Origin of the sequence: Zestomonas carbonaria, from assembly GCF_904061905.1 — a bacterium.
GTDB classification, from domain to species: Bacteria; Pseudomonadota; Gammaproteobacteria; order Pseudomonadales; family Pseudomonadaceae; genus Aquipseudomonas; species Aquipseudomonas carbonaria.
In genome coordinates, this window is sequence record NZ_CAJFCI010000016.1 from 123,383 (window position 1) to 139,143 (window position 15,761).

Annotated in this window: 17 protein-coding genes; 6 read left to right on the plus strand and 11 right to left on the minus strand. The window is 65.0% G+C overall.

Features of this window, described 5'->3' with window-relative positions:
- The first annotated feature begins 190 nt into the window (after window positions 1-190).
- Both moaA and PSEWESI4_RS02400 read left to right on the plus strand, forming a co-directional pair.
- Window positions 191-1,189 carry a GTP 3',8-cyclase MoaA gene (moaA, locus tag PSEWESI4_RS02395; protein ID WP_187669576.1) on the plus strand — a complete coding sequence of 333 codons (999 nt, stop codon included), beginning with the start codon at window positions 191-193 and terminating at the stop codon, window positions 1,187-1,189.
- Window positions 1,190-1,219: 30 nt separating this feature from the next.
- The gene (locus PSEWESI4_RS02400) at window positions 1,220-2,119 is read left to right on the plus strand and encodes a bestrophin family protein (protein WP_187669577.1); all 900 of its coding nucleotides are present in this window, start codon (window positions 1,220-1,222) and stop codon (window positions 2,117-2,119) included.
- 666 nt (window positions 2,120-2,785) lie between these two features.
- Here PSEWESI4_RS02400 and moaB read toward each other — a convergent pair.
- Entirely contained in the window at window positions 2,786-3,325 is a 540-nt protein-coding gene (gene moaB, locus PSEWESI4_RS02405; RefSeq protein ID WP_187669578.1) for a molybdenum cofactor biosynthesis protein B, read from the minus strand.
- Between the two features lie 298 nt (window positions 3,326-3,623).
- Between moaB and PSEWESI4_RS02410 the strand changes: the two genes are divergently transcribed.
- Window positions 3,624-4,529 carry a LysR family transcriptional regulator gene (locus tag PSEWESI4_RS02410; protein ID WP_187669579.1) on the plus strand — a complete coding sequence of 302 codons (906 nt, stop codon included), beginning with the start codon at window positions 3,624-3,626 and terminating at the stop codon, window positions 4,527-4,529.
- A 154-nt stretch (window positions 4,530-4,683) separates the two neighbouring features.
- Window positions 4,684-5,274, plus strand: coding sequence for a cyclic pyranopterin monophosphate synthase MoaC (moaC, locus tag PSEWESI4_RS02415; RefSeq protein ID WP_187669580.1), 591 nt, complete (start codon window positions 4,684-4,686; stop codon window positions 5,272-5,274).
- On the opposite strand, the gene PSEWESI4_RS02420 is transcribed toward moaC, so the two are convergent.
- Window positions 5,190-6,245 (minus strand): AraC family transcriptional regulator, encoded by a 1,056-nt coding sequence (locus PSEWESI4_RS02420; RefSeq protein WP_235978867.1) that lies wholly within the window; start codon window positions 6,243-6,245, stop codon window positions 5,190-5,192. The genes moaC and PSEWESI4_RS02420 overlap by 85 nt on opposite strands.
- A gap of 106 nt (window positions 6,246-6,351) precedes the next feature.
- On the opposite strand from PSEWESI4_RS02420, the gene PSEWESI4_RS02425 reads away from it, so the two are divergent.
- Window positions 6,352-7,386 (plus strand): 2Fe-2S iron-sulfur cluster-binding protein, encoded by a 1,035-nt coding sequence (locus PSEWESI4_RS02425; protein ID WP_187669581.1) that lies wholly within the window; start codon window positions 6,352-6,354, stop codon window positions 7,384-7,386.
- Between the two features lie 20 nt (window positions 7,387-7,406).
- Window positions 7,407-8,600 carry an alkane 1-monooxygenase gene (locus tag PSEWESI4_RS02430; protein WP_187669582.1) on the plus strand — a complete coding sequence of 398 codons (1,194 nt, stop codon included), beginning with the start codon at window positions 7,407-7,409 and terminating at the stop codon, window positions 8,598-8,600.
- Between the two features lie 158 nt (window positions 8,601-8,758).
- On the opposite strand, the gene PSEWESI4_RS02435 is transcribed toward PSEWESI4_RS02430, so the two are convergent.
- The 9 genes from PSEWESI4_RS02435 to PSEWESI4_RS02475 all read right to left on the minus strand — a co-directional run bounded on the left by PSEWESI4_RS02435 (window position 8,759) and on the right by PSEWESI4_RS02475 (window position 15,697).
- A complete protein-coding gene (locus tag PSEWESI4_RS02435) occupies window positions 8,759-8,992 on the minus strand; it encodes a hypothetical protein (RefSeq protein WP_187669583.1) in 234 nt (77 codons plus the stop codon).
- A 124-nt stretch (window positions 8,993-9,116) separates the two neighbouring features.
- Window positions 9,117-9,797, minus strand: a complete 681-nt coding sequence (aqpZ, locus tag PSEWESI4_RS02440) for an aquaporin Z (RefSeq protein WP_187669584.1) — start codon at window positions 9,795-9,797, stop codon at window positions 9,117-9,119.
- A 264-nt stretch (window positions 9,798-10,061) separates the two neighbouring features.
- Entirely contained in the window at window positions 10,062-10,469 is a 408-nt protein-coding gene (locus PSEWESI4_RS02445) for a response regulator (RefSeq protein ID WP_187669585.1), read from the minus strand.
- A gap of 46 nt (window positions 10,470-10,515) precedes the next feature.
- Entirely contained in the window at window positions 10,516-10,785 is a 270-nt protein-coding gene (locus PSEWESI4_RS02450) for a hypothetical protein (protein WP_187669586.1), read from the minus strand.
- Window positions 10,786-11,133: 348 nt separating this feature from the next.
- Entirely contained in the window at window positions 11,134-12,414 is a 1,281-nt protein-coding gene (locus PSEWESI4_RS02455; protein WP_187669587.1) for an OprD family porin, read from the minus strand.
- Between the two features lie 277 nt (window positions 12,415-12,691).
- Entirely contained in the window at window positions 12,692-13,192 is a 501-nt protein-coding gene (locus PSEWESI4_RS02460; RefSeq protein ID WP_187669588.1) for a flavin reductase, read from the minus strand.
- 18 nt (window positions 13,193-13,210) lie between these two features.
- Window positions 13,211-14,170, minus strand: a complete 960-nt coding sequence (locus PSEWESI4_RS02465) for a PDR/VanB family oxidoreductase (protein ID WP_187669589.1) — start codon at window positions 14,168-14,170, stop codon at window positions 13,211-13,213.
- A 156-nt stretch (window positions 14,171-14,326) separates the two neighbouring features.
- Window positions 14,327-15,067, minus strand: coding sequence for an SDR family NAD(P)-dependent oxidoreductase (locus PSEWESI4_RS02470; protein WP_187669590.1), 741 nt, complete (start codon window positions 15,065-15,067; stop codon window positions 14,327-14,329).
- Between the two features lie 153 nt (window positions 15,068-15,220).
- Window positions 15,221-15,697: an aromatic-ring-hydroxylating dioxygenase subunit beta gene (locus PSEWESI4_RS02475; protein WP_187669591.1), complete on the minus strand. Its 477-nt coding sequence runs from the start codon at window positions 15,695-15,697 to the stop codon at window positions 15,221-15,223.
- Window positions 15,698-15,761: the final 64 nt, after the last annotated feature.

Consider the following 15,761-nt stretch of genomic DNA (forward strand, 5'->3'; position numbering starts at 1 on the left):
GAAGTCATCTATCACCCTGCGGACCAGCAACGGAAATGGCTTGGCCTGAGCCTCGATATCCGCAGGCCACGATAGATACCATCGATCACCCGGTCGCAAATAGCGATTGGACGCGCTGCCCGCCGCCGCTTAGTTTTTCTCCAGGCACGGTGCGCAAACGCACCTGCCCATCGGAAATGACGAGGCACTCATGGCGGACAAGATCCTGGTGGACGGCTTCGACCGGAAGGTCGATTACCTGCGGATGTCGGTGACCGACCGTTGCGACTTCCGCTGCGTCTACTGCATGGCCGAAACGATGCAGTTCCTGCCCCGGCAGCGCATCCTCAGCCTGGACGAGCTCTATCTGCTGGCCGAGCGTTTCGTCGCCCTGGGCACCCGCAAGATCCGCCTGACCGGTGGCGAGCCGCTGGTGCGCAGCGGCATCGTCGACCTGTGCCGGCGCATCGCCGCCCTGCCCGGCCTGCGCGAGCTGTGCATGACCAGCAATGGCTCGCAGCTCGTCCGCCTGGCCGGCCCGCTGTTCGACGCCGGGCTGTCGCGGCTCAACATCAGCCTCGACAGCCTGGACCCACAACGCTTTCGCCAACTGACCCGCACGGGCGACCTGGCCACCGTCATCGCCGGCATCGACGCGGCGCACGCCGCGGGCTTCCGCCACACCAAGCTCAACTGCGTGGTGCTCAAGGGACGCAACGATACCGAGGTCAACGACCTGGTGCGCTTCGCCATCGACCGCCAACTGGACATCTCCTTCATCGAGGAAATGCCCCTGGGCGCGATCAGCGAGCACCGCCGTGGCGAATCGTTCTGCTCCAGCGACGAGGTACGCGCACGCATCGCCGAGCGCTACACGCTGATGGAGTCGGCCGAGTCCACCCAGGGCCCCTCGCGCTACTGGCGACTGGCGGAAGCCCCGGACATCCGCCTGGGTTTCATCTCGCCCCACAGTCACAACTTCTGCGGCAGTTGCAACCGCGTGCGCCTGACCATCGAAGGACGCCTGCTGCCGTGCCTGGGCAACGAGCACTCGGCGGACCTGAAAGCCGTGCTGCGCGCCCATCCGGGCGATCCCGAGCGGCTGGAAAAGGCCATCGTCGAAGCCATCCGGATCAAGCCCTGGAGCCATCACTTCCAGGTCAACGACGAGGTCCAGGTCGTGCGTTTCATGAACATGACCGGCGGCTGAGCCCCCACCATCGACCCGACTGACACCCCCATGATCGTTCGCCCGAAACCCAACCTGCTCAACCTGCTGATCTCCCTGAAGGGCTCGATCGCCCGGCGCATTGCCGTGCGCAGCCTGATGATCACCCTGCTGGCGTCCCTCATCGTGCTGGTGGGGACCCTGCATCCCGACTGGTTCGTCCGGGTCGAGGCCACTCCCTTCACCCTGCTCGGGCTGTCGCTGTCGATTTTCATGAGCTTTCGCAACAACGCCTGCTACGACCGCTGGTGGGAAGGCCGCAAGGCCTGGGGCCGGGTGATCTTCGAGATTCGCTCCTTCACCCGCCAGTGCGTGGCGATCGGCAACGACGCGGTGCGCGAAAAGCTGCTGCACGAGATATGCGGCTTCGCCCACGCGCTCAACGCGAGGTTGCGCGACGAGGACGAATTCGCCGCCGCGAACCAGTGGGTGTCCGGCCTGCCCGGCGGCGCGGGCCACAATGCCAGCGACGCCATCCTGCAGCGGATCGGCCGGCAGTGCACGCAACTGGCCAGGCGCGGGGAAATCAGCGAATGGCGCGCCATCTCGCTGGAGGAACGCCTGAACGGCCTCGCCGAGGCACAGGCCACCTGCGAGCGGATCAAGTCAACGCCGCTGCCCTTCCCCTACACCCTGCTGCTGCACCGCACCATCTACATCTTCTGCATCCTGCTGCCGTTCGCCATGGCCGTGCCGCTCGGCTGGGTGGCACCGATCTTCACCACCGTCGTCAGCTACACCTTCTTCGGCCTGGACGCCATCGGCGACGAGCTGGAGAACCCGTTCGGACGCGACGAGAACGACCTGCCGACCGACGCCATCGTGCGCACCATCGAACGGGAAATCCTCTCCACGCTCGGCCACGAGGAACTGCCACCGGTTCTGGAACCCGTGGACTTCGTGTTGAGCTGATGGGGGCGGCACAGAACCGTCTCGTGCGCGGGGAGGAATCCGTAGGGTTGGGAGATTGGATTCCCGCGTTCGCAGGAATGACGGGGGTGGGCACTTTCCCCCGTCGTCCTCGCGAACGCGGGGACCCAATAAACAGCCTGCTGGATACACCGTTCAGTCCCCTGGTGGGCTGAAGCCCACCCTACGCACGGGAGACTGCCGGAAACTCCGCCCCTCACCCCAGCCCTCTCCCGGAGGGAGAGGGAGTTCACGAGGCATGGTTCGGGCAACGTGGCATGACGCGACTCCGCTTAGTCCCCTCTCCCTCCACCTGGTGGGCTGAAGCCCACCCTACGCTCGGGAGACTGCCGGAAACTCCGCCCCTCACCCCAGCCCTCTCCCGGAGGGAGAGGGAGTTCACGAGGCATGGTTCAGGCGACGTGGCATGACGCAACTCCGGTCAGTCCCCTCTCCCTCCGGGAGAGGGTTAGGGTGAGGGGACGAGTCATGACCCCACCTCCGTGGCCCAAGCCATTCGTTCACCAGCAAGGCAGCCAAGAACCCTACCCTGATACCAATTTCGTGCGCAGGAGATTGGATTCCCGCGTTCGCGGGAATGACGAGGCTGGGCAGTTCCTCCGGACTCTCACCCGTCGTCCACGCGAACGCGGGGAACCAATGAAACAGTCACCCACGCGACTCGCAGGCCGCCACAGGCTTGAGGTGGGCGACGAAGTTGCAAGGGCGGTGGCGGGCGTCCAGTTGTTCGACCAGGATGCCTTCCCAGGCGGTGCGGCAGGCGCCGGTGGAGCCGGGCAGGCAGCACACCAGGGTGCCGTTGGCCAGCCCCGCCAGGGCGCGGGTCTGTACGGTGGAGGTGCCGATATCGAGGATGGAGAGCGCGCGGAACAGTTCGCCGAAGCCTTCGACCTTCTTGTCCAGCAGGCAGTCCACCGCCTCGGGGGTGCTGTCGCGTCCGGTGAAGCCGGTGCCGCCGGTCACCAGCACCACCTGCACGTCGTCGTCGGCGATCCAGGCAGCCACCTGGGCGCGAATCCGGTACAGGTCGTCCTTGAGCAGCACGCGCGCCACCAGGCGGTGGCCGACATCCACCGCGCGGGTAGCGAGCAATTCGCCGGAAGTATCGGTTTCCAGGGAACGGCTATCGCTGACGGTCAATACGGCAATATTCAGCGGAACGAATTCCGCGTTCGGCTTGATGCTCATGGAAACTCCAGGCGCGGGTGGATTGAATAAACAAACACCGAGCCTAGGGCGAGCACTTTTCCCTGTCTAATAGTTACCGCCGACCAATCGATCGGCAACTTCTATCGGTAATCAGCTCCAACTCTAGTTGCGGCCCAAGTTATCAAGAAGACACGATAGAGCCCCCTTATCAGCTATTCGGAACGGGTGATTGGACGCGAACATTCCCGTGCAATAGCCTTTCCTGAACGACAACTCGTAATGGATGGACGGCCGCCACGGCCATGTCCCTCAGCCCCTCCCTCCGCAAGGTGGCGCCATGGACATCAAGCAGCTCAAGTTTCTCATCGCCCTCGACCAGACCCGCCACTTCGGCCAGGCCGCCGCGCTCTGCCACATCACCCAGCCCACGCTGTCGATGCGCCTGCGCAACCTGGAGGACGAGCTGAACCTCGTCCTGGTCAAGCGGGGCCAGCGCTTCGAAGGCTTCACCGAGGCCGGGGAGCGTATCCTCGCCTGGGCCCGCACCCTGCTGGCCGCCCACGATGGGTTGCAGGCGGAAGCCGCCAGTTGCCGGGGCCAACTGGTGGGCTGCCTGCGGCTGGGCATGGTGCCGCTGGCCAGCTTCAACCCCACGCACCTGCTCCAGCCGCTGGCCCAGCGCTATCCGGAGCTGCGCTTCCAGCTCTCGTCGCTGAGCTCGGAACAGATCATCGATCGCCTCGGGCGCAACCAACTGGACCTGGGGCTGTGCTACCTGGACCAGGTCAACAGCAGCTACTTCGAGGTGATCGAACTGGCCTCGACGCGCATGGGCCTGCTCCACGACACGCGCTTCTTCACCTTCGAGGCGGAAGAACTGAAGTGGGACGCCCTCGGCGGATTGCCGCTGGGGCTGCTGACCACCGGCATGCACTTCCGCCAGTCCATCGACCTGAGCTTCCGCAGCCGGGGCCTGGACCCGCAGCCCCTGCTGGAGAGCGATTCCACCTTCCAGCTCGTCCAGGCGGTCAGCGCCGGCATCTGCTGCGCCATCATGCCCCTGGGCAACGGCCTGGAAGGCCTCAGCGAGCACCTTCGCGTGGTGCCCATCGCCGAGTCCGTCGTCCATGCGTCCCTCGGTCTGGTCCTGCGCCGCACCGAACCGCGCTCGGCGCTGGCCGAGAAATGTTTTACCGAGGCCAGGGCAATATTCGGAGAATCCTCATCCGACGATAACGACTGAACTTCGAAGATCGCCCGCCAACTGTTCGCAAGCAACAAGTTCCGGCGCAACTCATGATAGAGAGACCCGATCGGTAAATCGGAACAAGCGATTGGACGAAAAATATACTGACCCGTAGCCTGAAGTCGTATTCGCAACTTCCTGGCAATTATCCATGACCCACTCTGTCGAACTTCCGGAAACTTCTCCGGATACAGCGAAAGAATCTCCGGCAAGACTCAGCCACCTGGACGATCGCGGCCAGGCCCGCATGGTGGACGTCACGGACAAGGCCGCCAGCCAGCGCGAAGCCGTCGCCGAAACCTGGCTGAGGATGAAACCGGACACCCTGCGCGCCATCGAATCCGGCGAGCATCCCAAGGGCGACGTGTTCGCGGTCGCGCGCATCGCCGGCATCATGGCCGCCAAGCGCAGCCACGAGCTGATCCCGCTCTGCCATCCGCTGCTGCTCACCGCCATCAGCGTCGACATCAAGGCCGTCCAGCCGGACTCGGTGCGGGTGACCGCCCGTTGCGCGCTGACGGCGGCCACCGGGGGCGAGATGGAAGCCCTGACTGCCGCGAGCATCGCCGCCCTGCCCCTGTACGACATGTGCAAGGCGATCGACCGTGGCATGCAGATCGACTGGGTCCGCTTGCTGAAGAAGACGGCCGCCGCCCGCTACTGGCGCCCAGGGCGGTATTCGGAAGGCGGCACACCCTCCCATTGCTTGAAGGCGCGCCGGAAATTGGCCACGTCGTTGTAGCCGAGGGAGCAGGCGATCTCCTGCACGGAGAGCCGTCCGGACTTGAGGTGCTCGACCGCCAGCGAGTGCCGTACCTCCTTGAGGATCTGCTTGAAGGTGGTGCCCTCGTCCAGCAGGTGGCGGTGGAGGGTTCGCGGGGTCATGTGGAACAGCCGGGCGGTGACCACCAGGCTCGGGAAGCCGTTCTGCTTTTCCAGCATCAGCCGGCGCACGCGGGCGCTGAGGGAAGTCTTCTCGCCGAGCTTCATCAGCTCGCGCTGGCAGATCGATTCCGCCTCGCGGAAGGCGGCCGGGTCGGCCATGCGCAGGGGCAGGTCCAGCAATGCGGAGTCGATGGTGAAGCCCGCCCAGGGCTGGTCGTAGGCAACCGGGCAGCCGAACATCTCGTTGGCCAGGTCCGCGTAGCAAGGCGCCGGGAATGGGAAGCCGACCTGGCTCAGGCAAACGTTGGCGGGGGTGATGGCGTCGAAGACGTTCTTGATCGCCAGCATCACGGCCTCCAGCACGGTCCGTTCGATGGAGCCGAGGGGAAAGCTGGCGACGAACTGGATGTGTTCCCGTTGCGCTGCCTCGTCATGCTCATGGCGGAGGGTCACCAGCGTGGTGCGCACAGCCAGGTAGCGCTCCACGAGCTGGATCGCCTGGCGCAGCGACTCGCTCTGCAACGCCGCGAAGCCAAGGATGCCGTGGGTGTTGATCACCAGTCGCTCGCCCACCAGCAGGCCGAGCGCCGGCTCCTCCGTCAGCGCCAGGGCGTGTTCGATGAGCTGGCTGAACAGCGCGAAGCCGGGCTGGTAGTCCGGGTCGTCCAGTTGCCGTGGTTCGACCTCGCAGCGGGCGAGCCAGGCGGCCGGGTCCGTGCCCATGGCGCGCAACTGTTCGGCGATCTGGCGCAGGTACTGCACGGGGAGCAGGAAGTCGGACATGGCGACGGGAGACTCGCGCTGGCTGGCGGAATCCCAGAATGTCAATTAATGACCCCCTGAATGTCAACCCGGGCCCTCTCCGCCCCACGCCCTTCCTCCCTACGATTCAAGCGTCCCGAACCTCTGCCCAACAACTAGAACCGGAGGACGCATGTTTTCTTTTCTTGCCAGGCGACGCCCGAGCACCGCGCTGATCAACGGCACCGGCATCGGCGTGAACCCGAAGGAAACGCTGCTGCAGGCCGCCCTGCGCCAGGGCATCGACTTCCCCCACAGTTGCCGGGTCGGCGGCTGCGCCACCTGCAAGTGCCGGCTGGTCTCTGGCCAGGTCCGGGAGTTGACCGAGACCGGCTACATCCTCTCCGACGAGGAGCTCGACCAGGGCTACATCCTCGCCTGCCAGAGCATGCCGCGCGGCGACGTGCGCATCGAGGTCGACATGACGCGCCAGCAGGCCAGGCGCCAGGTGCGCGGCAAGGTGGTCGCCCAGGACAGGCTGACCCACGACATCACCCGGCTGGTCATCCAGCTCGAGGAAAGCCTGCCGTACAAGGCCGGCCAGTACGCCGACCTGACCCTCGACAGCCTGCCACACCAGCCCCGCAGCTTCTCCTTCGCCACCCCGCCACAGCCGGACGCCAAGGTCAGCTTCTTCGTGCGCAAGGTGCCCGGCGGGCGGTTCACCGGCCTGGTTAACGACAAGGACCTGCTCGGCCAGGGCGTGACCGTCGAAGGCCCGCTGGGCGCGTTCCACCTGCGCCCGGCGCAGGCACCGCTGTTGCTGATCGCCGGCGGTAGCGGCCTGGCCCCGCTGCTGGCGATCCTGCGGGATGCCCTGGCCAACGGCGTCCAGCGCCCCGCCACGTTGCTGTTCGGCGCCCGCCAGGAGCGCGATCTCTACGCGCTGGAGGAAATCGACGCGATCGCTGCGCAGTGGCGCGCGCCCTTCCGCTTCGTCCCGGTGCTTTCCGAGGCCGCCGCCGACGCGCCCTGGCAGGGCGCGCGCGGGCTGGTCACCGCGCAGATCCCGGCGCTGCTGGAAGCCGGCGCGCACGCCTACCTGTGCGGCCCGCCGGCGATGATCGACAGCGCCGTGGCGCTGCTGCGCGAGCACGGCGTGGCGCGCGGACACATCCACGCCGACCGCTTCACCACCCAGCAGGACGGCCTGACCGCCACCGCCTGACGACAACAAGAGAGACGACCATGAACGCTCTGCACTACCTCAAGTACTTCCTCTTCCATGCCATCGGCCTGCTCGCCGCCGCGAGCATCCTCGCCGGCGGCGCCTGGATCACCTACGGCCTGTTCGCCGTGCAGGCCATCTACCTGATCGGCGACGCCCTCTGCGGCGACGACACCAGCACCCCGCGCTTCAAGCACCCCGGCATCCTCACCTTCCAGCTCTGGCTGGCTCTGCCGTTGCTCGCCTTCATCGTCTTCTCGGCGGTCTGGAGCGTCAGCGACGGTGACGTCCTCGGCTTCGGCGCCGCGCTGGGCCGGCTCACCGGCCATGACCTGATCGCCGCCCGCGACGCCACCCACCTCGGCCATCACATCTCCGCCTGGATCACCACCGGGCTGATGATCGGCATGATCGGCACCATCACCGCCCACGAACTGACCCACCGCACCTGGGACCCGGTCTCCATGCTGATCGGCCGCTGGCTGCTGGCGTTCAGCTTCGACACCATCTTCTCCATCGAGCACGTCTACGGCCACCACCGCTACGTCTCCACCACCGAGGATCCGGCCACCGCGCCGCGCGGACGCAACGTCTACTTCCACGTCCTCGCCTCGACCCTCAAGGGCAACCTCAGCGCCTGGAAGATCGAGAAGCGGCGCCTGGCGCGCAAGGGCCAGAGCCTATTCGGCTGGCACAATGCGGTGATCCGCGGCCACCTGATGAGCGTGCTGCTGGTCGCCGCCGCGTTCGCCATCGGCGGCTGGCAGGCCGCGCTGTTCTTCATCGCCTGCGCGCTGTGGGGCAAGGCCCTGCTGGAGATCGTCAACTACATGGAGCACTACGGCATGGTCCGCAACCCGGCCACCCCGGTGCAGCCGCGCCACTCGTGGAATACCAACAAGCGCATCAGTTCCTGGACCATGTTCAACCTGACCCGCCACTCGCACCACCACGCCCAGGGCGAGGTGCCCTACCAGGACCTGAAGCCCTTCCCGGACGCGCCGATGATGATCGGCGGCTACCTGACCACCATCATCGTCGCCATGATCCCGCCGCTGTGGCACAAGCTGATGACACCCAAGGTGCTCGCCTGGGACCGCGACTACGCCAGCGCCGAGGAACGCCAGTTGGCCGCCGAGGCCAATGCGCGCAGCGGGATAGGGGCGCTGATGGCGGCCTCCCGGGAGATCGGGCGGGATCGGCGGGTGGCTTGAGTGGGGAGCCCGCAACACCTCCGCGAATCGCGGGCATGGCCCGCGACGGGTTGACCGCGACTCCGACCGGTCCCCTCTCCCCCCGGGAGAGGGCTAGGGTGAGGGGCGGAGGCTAGCGATTTCGAAAAGCCACCTGCCATCAGGCTCCGGGCCGAATCCTAATCGTCCCCGTCCGCCCCGCCACTTCCGGCGCCAGTCAACGACTGCTCGTAGTGCTCCTTGAAAGCCTCCGCGGCCACGATCGCGGCGCTCTGAACTTCCCAGTAGTCGACCCTCACATCCTCGTCGCTCAGGTCTGGCCCGGAATGGAGGAAATCCCCGACTGCGTCGAACGCCTTGGCAGCCTCGCGTGCGAGCCGGTCGGCCTTCTGCCAGTAGTCTTCACCCACCATGTCCTGATCCTCCGCTGAATGGGATCAGGAGAGTTAGGCACAGGGTCATGCAGAGCGCCACTCCGCCCGGCCGACATCCTTGCGCGATGCGATGACCGGGAGGGTGGCTCGTCCTGCCGGACCGTCAGTCCTTGCTGGGAGCGATAACGCGATAGACCACCGCCCCCAGCAGCCCGCCTACCAGCGGGGCGACCCAGAACAGCCAGAGCTGGGCAATGGCCCAGTCGCCGATGTAGAGGGCGACCCCCGTGCTGCGCGCCGGGTTCACCGAGGTGTTGGTGACCGGAATGCTGATCAGGTGGATCAGGGTCAGGGCCAGGCCGATGGCGATCGGGGCGAAGCCCTGCGGCGCGCGCTCCGAGGTGGCGCCAAGGATGATCAGGATGAACATCATGGTCAGGACCACTTCGCAGATCAGCGCCCCCACCAGCGAATACTCGGTGGGGGAATGCTCGCCATAGCCGTTGGCGGCGAAACCGGAAGCCATGATGTCGAAGCCCGGCTGCGAGGTGGCGATCAGGTACAGCACGCCCCCGGCCAGGATCCCCCCGGCGACCTGCGCCACCATGTAGGGCAGCACCTGGCCCACGGGGAAGCGCCCGCCCGCCCACAGCCCCAGCGTTACCGCCGGGTTCAGGTGGCAGCCGGATATATGGCCAATGGCATAGGCCATGGTCAGCACGCTCAGACCGAACGCCAGGGCGACCCCCAGGTAACCGATCTCCGATCCCGCCAGCACGGCACTGCCGCACCCACCCAGCACCAGCCAGAACGTGCCGACCAGTTCGGCTCCATAACGCTTCATAGGAATTCTCCTGAAATTAGTTGCCCGGACTCTCTTGAAAACAGAGAAGATTCACCCGCAAAAAACGACGACATCGACACTCGAAGACTAGCCAATAAAAAGAAAACCTCCCTGTAGAGAACAAAGACGGAAACCGCGTGAAAACGCAGGGGCCCAACTCCTGCGAGTCCACCAACAGCCCTTCACTTGAAAATGATTACGGAACGGAACAGCCCAACAGTTTTCCGCCGCCCGATGAAAGTCCGGCGATCTCGATAGTTGCGCTCAGCCCCCCAGCTCTCGCCAGCAAAGCAGTTGCGGACAAGACTCCATCCGATCGATGAGCACTCGCAGCATTTCCACGCCGAATAGTGCCGGCATGCAGCCCAGGAGCCCGGGAAAGTCTTCCAGCTCGGAAGCGGCCAACGAGTTCCCGCAAAAAATCACATTGGATATTTCCCCACGACACCAGGACCGGTTGAGCAGATGCATGTCCGACGCACTGCAAACATCGACGTCGGCTATCAACAGTTCCACCCCTCCGGCCACGCAACCGGCCAGATCGACTGCTTCGCCTATGGAGGAAGACGGGGCTATACGGAAGTAGCCAAGTTTATTGAGTGAACTTTCGATGAGCCTGCTGCGCAAATGGAAACCACTCACCACCAGGACTCTCATCTCCATGTTTGCCATAGGCTCGGTATTTCCCTATCAGCGTTATGAGGCGAGCACTGGCGCCTCAGAAAACCCAACGCGGAATAGAAGGCCTCACACCGTATCCGTCGCTTACCGGCATGGATAACGGCAGATCCTGCTCGTGTTCCACCACAATGACCTGACGTGTCACGCAGACCTGCTTCGGCACTTTCTCGTCCACTCGACCAACCGGAAACATCAGCAAGGCACCGGTCAGCCCTACACCGATCACCCCCAGCAAAGCTTCGCAAGCGCCCCAACCATTCAGGCCGCGCGAGCCCCGCACAACGCCACTCTTGCCCTGCTCACTCATCGACCCGCTCCTGGACTGCGGTGCCCAGGTCCTCGCGGAATAGCGAGGCTTGTGGACGCGCCGACAAATTAACAAGCAGGGGGCACAAAATGCGAGACGTGTCACATTTGTTCAGAATTAATCAGATTCGCAGCGGCGAGAAATCGTACGCAACCAACCCGGCCTGTCGTTCCGTCATGGTTTGCGTCGCTTCCGCAGGGTGGGCTTCAGCCCACCGGGAACGGGCAAGGCGCACCATGTCGATTCCCCCACGAACGATGGGCGCGACACGCATAAAAAAGCCCGCAAGGAGTGAGCGAGCCAAGGTGGCGAAACCGTGCCCGGCCGGGGAGGCGGCCGGGCGGGAGTTCAGAACTTGAAGGTGTAGGTGGTGATCAGGCGGTTCTCGTCGTAGTCCGGCCCCGAGGCGGCGCCGTTGCCGTAGCGGGTCTTCACGTCGATGTTGCGCCATTCGAAGCCGACGCCCTTGAGCGGGCCGCTCTGCACCACGTAGCTCAGGTAGATGTTGCGCTCGCTCTCGACGTTCTTGTCCAGGGCGTTGTCGCCACGGTCGATGCCGCTGCCGCGCAGGTAGCGGGTCATCAGCTTCAGGCCGGGCACGCCGTAGGCGGCGAAGTCGAGGTCGTAGCGCAGTTGCCAGGAGCTTTCGTTGGGCTTGACGAAGGCCACGGTGGACCAGTTCACCAGGTAGGGCTGCGGCGCATAGCCGTTGAGCGTCGGGAAGGTGCTGTCGCCGAGCATGCGCTGGTAGCCGACGCCGATGGCGTGGGCTCCCTTGCGCAGGGTGGTCATGGCACCGTAGGAGCGGTTGTCGATATCGCCGTAGAGCGCGTCGCCGTCTTCGCTGTTGTCGAAGTAGCGCAGGTCGGTCTTCAAGGCGAAACCGTCGCCCAGGTCGGCGGTGTGGGCGAAGCCCAGGTAGTGCTGCTGGTAGATGTCCTCCAACTGTCCGTAGAAGTAGGTGGCGGACAGGCTCGGGGTGAAGGCGTAGCTGGCGCCGCCGAAGTTCAGTCCGTCGCTGGTGCGGCGCGGGCCGTTGGGGCCGGTGAACAGGTACATCTTCTCGCGGTTGGAGGATTCGCGGCTGCTGATCTCGTTGAAGCGCCCACCGGTGAGGGTCAGCCCGTCCACTTCGCGCGACTCCACCATGAAACCGTGGTAGGTGGTGATCAACTGCCGGGAATCGTCGATGAAGGCCACCGGCAGCATGGGCCGGTGTTCGCCGATCTTCAACTCGGTCTTCGAGTAGCGCATCTTGCCGGTCAGCGCGGCGCGGCCGTAGTCGCGCGCCTGCTCGCCCTTGCTGTCGTCGTAGGGAATGATGCTGTCCGGGCCGCGACCGCCGCCGCCATCGAGGCGCAAGGCATATTGCGCGGACAGGTCCAGGCCGAATTGCACGGGGCCTTCGGTATAACCGGAAATCGCCCGGAAATCGAAACCCTGGGTCCAGCTACCGATTCGCGACTGCGGCGCGCCGTCCTGTTTGAAGTCTCGATCGATATAGAAGTTGCGCAGCCCCAGACTCACCTGGCGATCATCCAGGAAGTCCGCCTGGGCGGCCACTGGCACCAATATCCCCATCAAACCTGCGGCAAGCGTGCCGCGTTCCAGCCAGTCTTTGCGAAACATGTGCATGTTCCTTTCTTATATGCGCAAGGCGCAATCAGTGGGAGCAGATCAATAAGCAAAAGAACAACTTAGGCAGTTAATCCGCAGTCTTGTTTTTATAACCACTTACTGCTTTCGAGCCGCGAAGCGACCCCGTTCCCATATATGTACGTGGGAAATTCTTGTTGTCTGGATACGTCCGTTTTCTGGTTCCCCGCGTTCGCGGGGATGACGGTTTTTCGCTGATCGGTATTCCGGCGGATATTCGAAAGTTCGCGTCGGGTCGAACTTTCCCCCTTCAGCCGGCCGCCCTGGAGGCATCGCCCAGGCGGTGGTAGGCGCGATTGAAATACATCAGCCCTTCCTGGCCCTCGCCGTGGCGGATGCCCAGGACTTCGCAATAGAAGATGGTGTGGGTGCCCACTTCGTGGGCCTGGGCGATGCGGCAGTCGAAGCTCACCAGTGCCTCGTCCAGCAGCGGCGCGCCGCTTTCCAGGGTGTGCCAACTGGCCTTGGCGAAACGCTGCTCGGAGTCCAGCTCGCGGTTGGCGAAAACCGCCGAGATGTCCTTGAGCTCGGCGGTCAGCACGTTCACGCCGAGTACGCCGTTGCTCTTGAAATGCCCATTGGCGAAGGACGAGCGGTTCATGCACACCAGCAGCGTCGGCGGCTGGTCGGTGACGCTGCACACCGCCGAGGCGGTGAAGCCGAAGCGCCCCGACTGGCCATCGGTGGTGATCACCGAGACCGCCCCGCCGAGGAGAGCCATTGCGTTGCGGAATCCATTGGTATCGACCATGGTCTTGCCCTCCTGCTGTCAGATGTCCAGCACCAGTTTTTTCGACTTGGCCCGCGAGCAACACACCAGGATCTGGTCGCCGGCCTCCTTCTCTTCATCGGTCAGGTAGACGTCGCGGTGGTCCGGCTCGCCTTCCAGCACGTCGCACAGGCAGGTGCCGCACACGCCCTGCTCGCAGGATTTCTCGACCTTGATGCCGACCTCGGCGAGCGCGTCGAGGATGCTTTGCCCCTCGGCGACCTGGACGGTCTTGCCGCTGCGCGAGGCGACCACTTCGAAGGCATCGCCGCTGGCGTCCACCTCGACCTGGAAGTACTCGCGGTGGATGTGCTCCTCGGCGTAGCCGGCCTTGCGCGCCCCGTCGATCACCCAGTCCATGAAGCCGGCCGGGCCGCAGACGTAGACGTGCACGCCCGCTTGCGGCGCGCCCAGCACGGCGGGCAGATCGAGCTTCTGCGCCTCCTCTTCATCATCGAAGTGGGGATGTACGCAGGCGGCGAAATCGGCCCTGTCCAGCTCGTCGAGGAAGGCCGTGCGGCTGCGCGAACGGCCGCAGTAGTGCAGCTCGAACGGGCTGTCGGCGGCGGCCAGGGCATGGGCCATGGCGATCATCGGGGTGATGCCGATGCCGCCGCCGATGAGGATCGAGCGGCTGGCGCCGATGGCCAGGGGGAAGTGGTTGCGCGGCGCGCCGATGAGCACTTCGCGACCTTCCTGCAGCAGTTCGTGGACGGCCACGGAACCGCCACGGGAGGCCGGGTCCTTGAGGACGCCGAGGCGGTAGACCGCCACGTTCGCCGGGTCGCCGCACAGCGAGTACTGGCGCACCAGGCCGGGTTTGACATGGATGTCCACATGGGCGCCGGCCTCGAACGTCGGCAGCGGCTTGCCCGTTGGGTCGGCGAGGTCGAGGATCACCACGCCCTCGCCCTGCTCTTCCCGCTTGCGCACCACCAGATTCAACAATTGCTCACTCATACCGGCCTTCCCGCACCTTCGAGGTGCTGCTTGTTCTCGTTCGTTGTTACCGGCCGCGCGGCACGCACGCACGGCATTGATTGAAACCGCCGGCCCAGGGGCTTGGCGGGTCGAAGCAAGGGCTGGTTCGACGCGCAGCGGCCCCTGGACAGGCAATCAGCGCATATACAGGCCGCCGTTCACGTCCCAGGTCGCCCCGGTGGTGAAGTAGGCTTCCGGACGCGCCAGTTGCACGACCAGATCGCCAAGGAAATCCGCATCGCCCAGGCGCCTGACCGGAATATTGGCGAGCAGCCCGTCCATGCGTTCCTTTGGTACCGCCGCACGTACCGCGGGCGACTCGATCGGCCCCGGCGCGATGGCGTTGACGGTCACGCCGCCCGCCGCCAGTTCCTTGGCGAAGACCTTGGTCAGGGTGACGATGGCGCCCTTGGACGCGGCGTAGTGCGCGCCGGTGGCGGTGCCACCGTTCTGCCCGGCCAGCGAGGCCATGTTGACGATCCGTCCGTAGCCGGCCGCCGCCATGTGCGCGCCGAACACCTGGCAGCCGACGAAGATGCTGCGTGTGTTCAGGCTCAGGACGCGGTCGAACTCCTCCGGGCTGATCTGCATGACCGGCGTGGTCAGGGTCATCGCCGCGTTGTTGACCACCACGTGCAGCGCACCGAAGCGCTCCAGCGTCGCCGCCAGCGCCGCCTCGAAGTCGGCCTTGCTGGCGACGTCGAGCTTGAGCGCCAGCACCCGCTCGCCGCTGGCATCCAGAGCTTCGGCGGCGACCTGGGCTCGCTCTAGGGAAAGGTCAGTGATGACCACCGCGTAGCCGGCGGCGAACAGCCGGCCGGCGATGGCGTAACCCAGCCCCTGGGCGGCGCCGGTGACCAGTGCGATCTGCGTCATGTCAGCCTCCCAAGGACCTGTTCATGGGCTTGCGAGCTAGAGCGAGACAAGGAAGAAACGGCTGAGAGAGCGGAATTTACGTGCTGTAAATGAGCATCTCGAAGCCGTTGATGACGCCGTATCGCCGACGCGCAGCAGCTCATGGACAGGTCCTCAGAGGATGTAGCCGATACCGGCCAGGGTATCGGTGGAGTTGATGAGTTGGATCAGCTTGCGCTGGATCCTGAAGCCTTCGCCTTCGCGCTTGAGCTCGAAGGTGATGTCGGCGGTGTAGTGCTTGAGCATGTCCTTGCGGAACTCGCGCAGGTTCTGCGCGCAGCGCACGGTGACCACGCCGTCCGCCTCGCCGAGTACGCGAAAGCGCGACAGGGCGCGCACGGTGCGGGCGCGCGGCGTGGTGGAGATGGACTCGCCGCTGGTCAGCCGCTTCACCCGCAGGGTGCGCATGTGGTGGTCGTCGTAGGCGTAGTTCAGGCTGTTCTCGAAGTCGGTCTCGTTGGGGTCGATGGGGATGATGTAGGTCCCCTTTTCGCTCCACAGGTCGAGCCAGGCGTCGAACTCGCCGTGGTCGAGCATGTCCGCTTCCTGCCAGATGAAGGCGCTGACGTGGTTGAGCAATTCAAGGTTCATGTTCGTTCTCTCAAATAGTGCGTTGCGTGGCGACGCCATCTCTCTTCTCCCACTTGCGGGAGCA

Excerpts from the sequence above, each read along its gene's own strand:
- moaA (WP_187669576.1), top strand. The coding sequence starts at position 191 with ATGGCGGACAAGATCCTGGTGGACGGCTTCGACCGGAAGGTCGATTAC.
- PSEWESI4_RS02400 (WP_187669577.1), top strand. The coding sequence starts at position 1,220 with ATGATCGTTCGCCCGAAACCCAACCTGCTCAACCTGCTGATCTCCCTG.
- moaB (WP_187669578.1), bottom strand. The coding sequence starts at position 3,325 with ATGAGCATCAAGCCGAACGCGGAATTCGTTCCGCTGAATATTGCCGTA.
- PSEWESI4_RS02410 (WP_187669579.1), top strand. The coding sequence starts at position 3,624 with ATGGACATCAAGCAGCTCAAGTTTCTCATCGCCCTCGACCAGACCCGC.
- moaC (WP_187669580.1), top strand. The coding sequence starts at position 4,684 with ATGACCCACTCTGTCGAACTTCCGGAAACTTCTCCGGATACAGCGAAA.
- PSEWESI4_RS02425 (WP_187669581.1), top strand. The coding sequence starts at position 6,352 with ATGTTTTCTTTTCTTGCCAGGCGACGCCCGAGCACCGCGCTGATCAAC.
- PSEWESI4_RS02430 (WP_187669582.1), top strand. The coding sequence starts at position 7,407 with ATGAACGCTCTGCACTACCTCAAGTACTTCCTCTTCCATGCCATCGGC.
- PSEWESI4_RS02435 (WP_187669583.1), bottom strand. The coding sequence starts at position 8,992 with ATGGTGGGTGAAGACTACTGGCAGAAGGCCGACCGGCTCGCACGCGAG.
- aqpZ (WP_187669584.1), bottom strand. The coding sequence starts at position 9,797 with ATGAAGCGTTATGGAGCCGAACTGGTCGGCACGTTCTGGCTGGTGCTG.
- PSEWESI4_RS02445 (WP_187669585.1), bottom strand. The coding sequence starts at position 10,469 with ATGGCAAACATGGAGATGAGAGTCCTGGTGGTGAGTGGTTTCCATTTG.
- PSEWESI4_RS02450 (WP_187669586.1), bottom strand. The coding sequence starts at position 10,785 with ATGAGTGAGCAGGGCAAGAGTGGCGTTGTGCGGGGCTCGCGCGGCCTG.
- PSEWESI4_RS02455 (WP_187669587.1), bottom strand. The coding sequence starts at position 12,414 with ATGTTTCGCAAAGACTGGCTGGAACGCGGCACGCTTGCCGCAGGTTTG.
- PSEWESI4_RS02460 (WP_187669588.1), bottom strand. The coding sequence starts at position 13,192 with ATGGTCGATACCAATGGATTCCGCAACGCAATGGCTCTCCTCGGCGGG.
- PSEWESI4_RS02465 (WP_187669589.1), bottom strand. The coding sequence starts at position 14,170 with ATGAGTGAGCAATTGTTGAATCTGGTGGTGCGCAAGCGGGAAGAGCAG.
- PSEWESI4_RS02470 (WP_187669590.1), bottom strand. The coding sequence starts at position 15,067 with ATGACGCAGATCGCACTGGTCACCGGCGCCGCCCAGGGGCTGGGTTAC.
- PSEWESI4_RS02475 (WP_187669591.1), bottom strand. The coding sequence starts at position 15,697 with ATGAACCTTGAATTGCTCAACCACGTCAGCGCCTTCATCTGGCAGGAA.